Annotated in this window: 6 protein-coding genes; 4 read left to right on the top strand and 2 right to left on the bottom strand. The window is 69.3% G+C overall.

Going from position 1 to position 6113, the window contains the following annotated elements; all coding sequences use genetic code 11:
- Positions 1 to 880 precede the first annotated feature (880 nt).
- Genes ACFWEP_RS30190 through ACFWEP_RS30205 form a run of 4 tightly spaced genes read left to right on the top strand, consistent with a single transcriptional unit; the run spans position 881 to position 5074 of the window.
- Complete coding sequence (locus ACFWEP_RS30190) at positions 881 to 1072, top strand: hypothetical protein (protein WP_387374786.1); 192 nt, start codon at positions 881 to 883, stop codon at positions 1070 to 1072.
- A complete protein-coding gene (locus tag ACFWEP_RS30195; protein WP_387374788.1) occupies positions 1069 to 2577 on the top strand; it encodes an N-6 DNA methylase in 1509 nt (502 codons plus the stop codon). The genes ACFWEP_RS30190 and ACFWEP_RS30195 overlap by 4 nt, the downstream gene beginning before the upstream one ends.
- Positions 2577 to 3854, top strand: coding sequence for a hypothetical protein (locus ACFWEP_RS30200; RefSeq protein WP_387374790.1), 1278 nt, complete (start codon positions 2577 to 2579; stop codon positions 3852 to 3854). Before ACFWEP_RS30195 ends, ACFWEP_RS30200 begins: the two co-directional genes overlap by 1 nt.
- Positions 3855 to 3907: 53 nt before the next feature.
- Positions 3908 to 5074: a pyridoxal phosphate-dependent aminotransferase gene (locus ACFWEP_RS30205; protein WP_387374792.1), complete on the top strand. Its 1167-nt coding sequence runs from the start codon at positions 3908 to 3910 to the stop codon at positions 5072 to 5074.
- 85 nt (positions 5075 to 5159) lie between these two features.
- On the opposite strand, the gene ACFWEP_RS30210 is transcribed toward ACFWEP_RS30205, so the two are convergent.
- A complete protein-coding gene (locus ACFWEP_RS30210) occupies positions 5160 to 5486 on the bottom strand; it encodes a hypothetical protein (RefSeq protein WP_387374794.1) in 327 nt (108 codons plus the stop codon).
- A 20-nt stretch (positions 5487 to 5506) separates the two neighbouring features.
- Positions 5507 to 5992, bottom strand: coding sequence for a prevent-host-death family protein (locus tag ACFWEP_RS30215; protein WP_251145925.1), 486 nt, complete (start codon positions 5990 to 5992; stop codon positions 5507 to 5509).
- Positions 5993 to 6113: the final 121 nt, after the last annotated feature.

Consider the following 6113-nt stretch of genomic DNA (forward strand, 5'->3'; position numbering starts at 1 on the left):
GCTCGGCCGGAGTTGATCAACTCCGGCCGAACCCCGCCCTTTCCCCACCCGGACTCACCGGGCGCATCGCACACGCGTCAGCTGCCGCCGCCGCAGCCGCCCCCGCCGCACGAGGATCCGCCGCCGCACGAGTGACCACCGCCGCAGGAGTGACCACCGGAGTGACCGGAGTGGCCTCCGCCGGACGAATCGCCGCTGTCACCGGCCCACCAGCTGTTGTCCCCCGACGACCGCCTGCGCGACGACGAACGACGCGCCTTGGGCGTGCGCACCGAGTACCCGCGCGGTCCGCCCCGCGCCGCGGTACCGCCCGCACGTCCTCCGCGCACGGAGGACGCCGGCCGGGTCCTCCCCGACCACCTCACGGCCGTCACGACGACCCCTGCCACCGCCAGTACGATCAGCCCCACCAGGACGTACGTCACGCCCTCACATCCTTCCGTCCCCCGAGCGGCCCCCGCCGCCCACCGGACCTGTCCGGCTGCCCACTGGATTCCCCGGCCTTCTCCGCGCCAAAGCGGACTTGAGCAACTCCAGAGCTTGCCGACAGGCCCTTCGCCCGGGACGAAGCCGACGATCCCGTCGACACGCGCACCGGATGCCCTCACGAACGGTCCGCACCGCCCCGACCCTCCGCCCGGACGCCGGTGCGGCACTCCCCCGGTGGGTCGACGTCCGAGCGGGCCCAGGAAGCAGCCACACATTCCCAAACAGCGTGCACTCCCTCATGGTGCGTCAATTGCGGTCCACCGCCTGAGGAAATCCCAAACAGTGTGCACCAAGAGGTTCGCGACCCACGTCTCCTACTGTTCTTCCTGAAGCCGGGGACCGAGCGACGCACCCACCCGTGAAAGGTCCCCTCTAGTCAAGGAGGAACCACGTGCAACTGAGACTGATGTACGTGATCATCGCGGTCCTCGCGGCGCTTCTCGCCGCCGCGGCCGGCAGCTTCATGGCCGTCATCGACGGAGGGCGCCCCACCGCGGCCCTCAGGGCCGGCGCGTTCGCCTTCGTGGGCGCCCTGTCACTCCTCATCGTCGTCATGGGCGCCTTGGGTGTGGTGGGCTCATGAGCCGCTCGGAAGCCCCTCAAGGGCGCCGAACGGTCCCCGCCCCCTCCTCCCCCGAGCAGGTGCTCGCGAAGGTACGCCAGCACCTCGCGCAACTCTCGAAGCTCATGAGCACCCCTGACGCGGCCCGGCTCGTCCTCGGTCTGCTGTACCTGAGCCGGGCCCCGCACAGCGTCTCCAAGCCCGGTGTGCCGACCTGGTCGTGGCTGTCGAGCCGGCCGGCCAGGCCCGATTCGGGAATCCATCGAGCTGTCGGACAGGCGTTGGCCCACTGCCTTCCCACATTCGGAGCCCGGGACTCCGACAGGGGTGTGATGAGCCTGGTGCCCGTGCCCCCCGCCGCGTCCGACGCCCTGCTGCATTCCCTCATCGAGGTCATCGGATCCACCCGGCAGGTCGGCCTGTTGCTCGACCAGTGCCTACGCGATCTCTCCACTGCGCAGACCGACGGCAGCCGCTACTTCACCCCCCGTGACATGGCACACCTGATGGTCGGCGCGGTCGTCCCCCACGACCGACACAGAGTTCTGGACCCGGCATGCGGTTCGGGAGGACTACTGGTCGAGACCCACCGCTACGTCAGCGAGCGCGTCGGGGTGAGCCCGGCCCTGTCCCTGCAGGGAAGGGAACAGCACACTCCCACCTCACAAGTGGCGGCCATGAATCTGGCGTTGCGGGCCATCGAGGCCCGCTTCCTGGCGCCCGGGGACAGCCTCACCGAGCCCGAACCCGAGCTCCACGACATCATTCTGGCCAACCTCCCCTTCAACCAACGCGACTGGGCGCCGTACACCGGCGCGGGTCTCGACCGCCGCCGGCCGGCTTCCCCGGTTCCTGTCGATTCCCGGTGGCCGGAGGGCCCGCCTCCCCGGGGCTCCGCCAACTCCGCGTGGATCCAGCACATCGCCCATGCCCTGGCCCCGGGTGGACGAGCTGCCTTCCTGATGGCGGACACCGTGGCCGGCACCCGTCAGGCCGCCGCCCAAAGGCTCCGCGAACGCCTCCTGCGGGACGACCAGGTCGAGTGCCTGATCGCACTGCCTCCACGCGTCTTCGGTCATGCCCGGACCAACACCGCCTGTCTGTGGGTGCTCAACAAGGACAAGAGCGCGCGTCCGGGCTGGGGCACTCGTGACCGCCGCCGACAGGTGCTCTTCATCAACGCGCGGCGAGCCTTCGAGCCGGTCCCGGGATCGAGGGCACGAATGCTGGGAGGGAAGAATGCGGCACTGATTCTGGAGACCCTCGCGACATGGCGAGGCCTCTTCGAGGACGGTGCCGCGGCAGCCCCGTACGCCGACAGGACCGGCTGGTCCCGAAGCTGCTCCAGCGAGGAGATCGCCGACAACGGGTTCAGTCTCATGCCCACTTCGTACGCGTGGGAACCCCCGAGCCCCGAGCAGGACACGCGAGACCGGATCGACCGTCTCAAGTTCGAACTGGCCGATCAGTTCGACCGGATGCACGACCTTGAACTCCGTCTGCTTGACGCGTTGGAGGAGATCTGATGGATGCCGTCACCCACCCGAGAGGCTCGGACACCGCGGTCTGGCCGACCACCTCCCTCATGCTCGAGCAAGGCCACAGGCGTATCCACACCACGACCGGTGGCGTCGACAGCGCCGAGACCGGACGAGCCCCAGGGATCGTCGGCTCGGAGTTCGTACGTGACGGCAGAATTCTCTCGCCGCGGACCAACGACTCCGTGGCGGACGAACAGCCCGGCGTCCGCTCGCTCAGGGAGGGCGACCTGGCCGTCGTACTGGTCAGACGCGTGGGTGATTCCGCGCTGGTCACCTCGGAACACGCGGGATGGCCGGCGACCAGGTCGATCGGCATCGTCCGTGCGGACCCGCACGTGGTGCGCTGGCTGCACATCTGGCTCCAGACGCCCACGGCCAAGGCTCGGATCTACGAGGACGTGACGGCACACGTCGAACCCACGACCAGCCTCGACACTCTCCGCCGCATGTGGTTTCCGCTGCCGCCGCCGGACACCGTCACCGCCTACCACCGGGTCTTCGGTCTCATCGAGGAGATGGCCTCCGTCTACCGGGAGACAGCGCGCAAAGCGGTGCGACTGGCGGACGCGCTCCACGACGAACGGGTGTCCTCGGGGTCCCCTCGGGATACTCGACCGCTCGCCGCAGTAGCCGTGTTGAAGACGGGCAAAGGTTCCGAACGCTCGCTCACGCGGTCGCCCTCGGATGCCACCGTCGACGTGGTCGCGCCCAAGGACCTCTACGACCTCCCGGTCCCGCACGTCCATCGGTTCCGTCTGTCCGGCCAGGTCGGGGAGGGCGAGGCGCATCCCCCGGGCACCCTCCTGGTGAGCACCCGTGGTGCCGACGCGCACACCGTCGTGACGAGCCGGCCGGCGAAACCCCTCAGAAGCGTCGTCGCCGTGCGGCCCCTCGACGACGCGGACGTCTGGTGGCTCCTTCACGAACTCCGAAGCCGGAGTGCCGACGTCGCGGGACGCGCGCAGGGCGAGAAGGGCCGCGAGATCTCCGCCCTCGCCCTCAAGCGGCTGGAGATCACCTGGCCGGACCGGTTCGCACGGGCCTCGTTCCACCGCGCGGTCGAGCCCTTGCACGCAGCGGCGAAGCTCCTCGTCTCCAAGATCGCGACTCTGCACGCCTTGCGGGACGCACTGCTGAGCGACATCGCGGCGAAAGCCGGCGTTCTGCGGGAACCGGACGCGGATCGGGAAGCACGGGGCGCCGGCACCTCCACACCGCTGAGATCCCCGGACCGCGCGCGGGCCGCGCGGGGCGGCCGATGAGCCAGGATGGGCCCCAGAGGCTCGACGGACACCCGAGTGAGAACGGTGGAGACATGAACACCAGGCCGCTGCTGAACCGCAGGCTGGACGGGCACGGGACGACGATCTTCGCGGAGATGTCGGCCCTCGCGCTCACGACCGGCGCCATCAACCTGGGGCAGGGCTTCCCCGACACCGACGGCCCCGAGGAGATCCGCGAGGCCGCCGTCCGGGCGTTGCGTGAAGGCAAGGGCAACCAGTACCCGCCCGGCCCCGGCGTCCCCGAACTGCGTACCGCCGTCGCCGACCACCAGCAGCGCTTCTACGGCCTCTCCTTCGACCCCGACACCGAGGTCCTGGTCACGGCGGGCGCCACCGAGGCGATCGCCGCGAGCATGCTGGCCCTCCTGGAGCCGGGCGACGAGGTCATCGCCTTCGAGCCCTTCTACGACTCGTACGCGGCGTCCATCGCCATGGCCGGCGGCGTCCGCGTCCCCCTCACCCTGCGCGCCCCCGACTTCCGCCCCGACCTCGACGCGCTCCGGGACGCCATCACCCCGCGCACCCGGCTGCTCCTCCTGAACAGCCCGCACAACCCGACCGGCATGGTCCTCACCCGCGAGGAACTCACCGCCATCGCACGGCTCGCCGTCGAACACGACCTCCTGGTCGTCACCGACGAGGTCTACGAGCACCTCGCCTTCGACGGGGACCACGTGCCCCTCATCTCGCTGCCCGGGATGCGCGACCGCACGGTCTCCATCTCCTCCGCCGGCAAGACCTTCTCGTTCACCGGCTGGAAGATCGGCTGGGTCACCGGCTCACCCGCCCTGGTCACCGCCGTCCGCACCGCGAAGCAGTACCTCACCTTCGTCAGCGGCGGGCCCCTCCAGTACGCCGCCGCCGAGGCGCTGCGCCTGCCCGACGCCTTCTTCACCGCCTTGCGCGAGGAGCTGCGCGCCAAGCGCGACCTGCTCGCCGACGGCCTGCGCGCGGCCGGCTTCGAGGTCTACCTGCCCCAGGGCACCTACTTCATCACCACCGACGTGGCCCCCCTGGGCGAGAAGGACGGCATCGCCTTCTGCCGCGCCCTCCCCGAACGCGCCGGCGTCGTCGCCGTCCCCAACTCCGTCTTCTACGACGACCAGGAGGCGGGCCGCACTCAGGTCCGGTTCGCGTTCTGCAAGCGGGAGGGTGTGCTGGAAGAGGCGGTTACCCGCCTCAAGCGGTTGGCGGTCTGACAGGGGGCGCGAAAAGAGCGCCGCCCGGTTGCTTCGGGGTGCGGGACCTGCTCAAAAAAAACCCTGTTCCCGGAGCGACCACGGTTCACTCGGTGTCCTTGGGGTGTCTCGGGGACGCGTACACGAGGATCACGGTGGCAGTCTCCGTGCTGACCAGGTAACGCACTCGACCACCGCTGGTGACCTCGTAATCCCACTGGTCCAGGTCGGAACCCTTCCACGCTTTGGTGCCGTGCCTGCCGCGCAACTGATGCTGGCGATTCCAGTTGGACCGGGTCAGGAGGTCACTCCGGAGAGCATCAAGGCAGCGATGCGCGCTCGGCAGGGCCACGCGACCCAGTTCCTCCCAGCCCGTCACCGCCTCTGTGGTCCCGAAGACGACGTTCCACCCGTTGAGGGGCGGAACGCTCACTCGGTCTCCTTTCTTCGGGCTCACCCACGCACCTCGACCTGACCGAGGTCATCACCGTCGAGCGGACGCAACGATTCCCTGAGCTGCTCGGGATCGGCATTGATGCGTGCTGTGGCGCGCCAGGAGACGATCGCGCGGTGCACAGCCTCTCCCGCCCCCAGTTCGGCGGCGTCCGACAGCGCTTCGAGAAGCTCGACGGTGAAAGCCCGAACCTCTTCCGCGTCCAGGTGTCGCGCCCAGGGGAACACCTCGGGCAGGGCGAGGAGGAGCGCCCTGGCGCCGTCATCCTGCTTCATCAGTGCGAGGAAGAGCCGCGAAGCGGTGGTCAGGTTCTCCTCCGCACCCTCCGCGCGTACAGCCGTGGTCAGCACCATGTCCGGCGCGTCCCGATGGGTGACCCGAAGCCGCCCCAGGGCAGCAGCTCTGGCCGCGACACCTTTGGGGTTGCGGGACAGATCGGTGAAGGAGACGGATTCCGTTTCTGCGTCCAGACGCACGATGGACATAATCAGAGATTACTCAGATCACGATCTGATTTCAAGGGAGACTGTCCGACCCTCAGTGCGCGCACCTTGACCTTCTGCAAGCGGGAGGGTGTGCTGGAAGACGCGGTCGGAAGGCTGGCCG

The sequence above is a fragment of the Streptomyces sp. NPDC060198 genome (assembly GCF_042728415.1).
Taxonomy (GTDB): domain Bacteria; phylum Actinomycetota; class Actinomycetes; order Streptomycetales; family Streptomycetaceae; genus Streptomyces.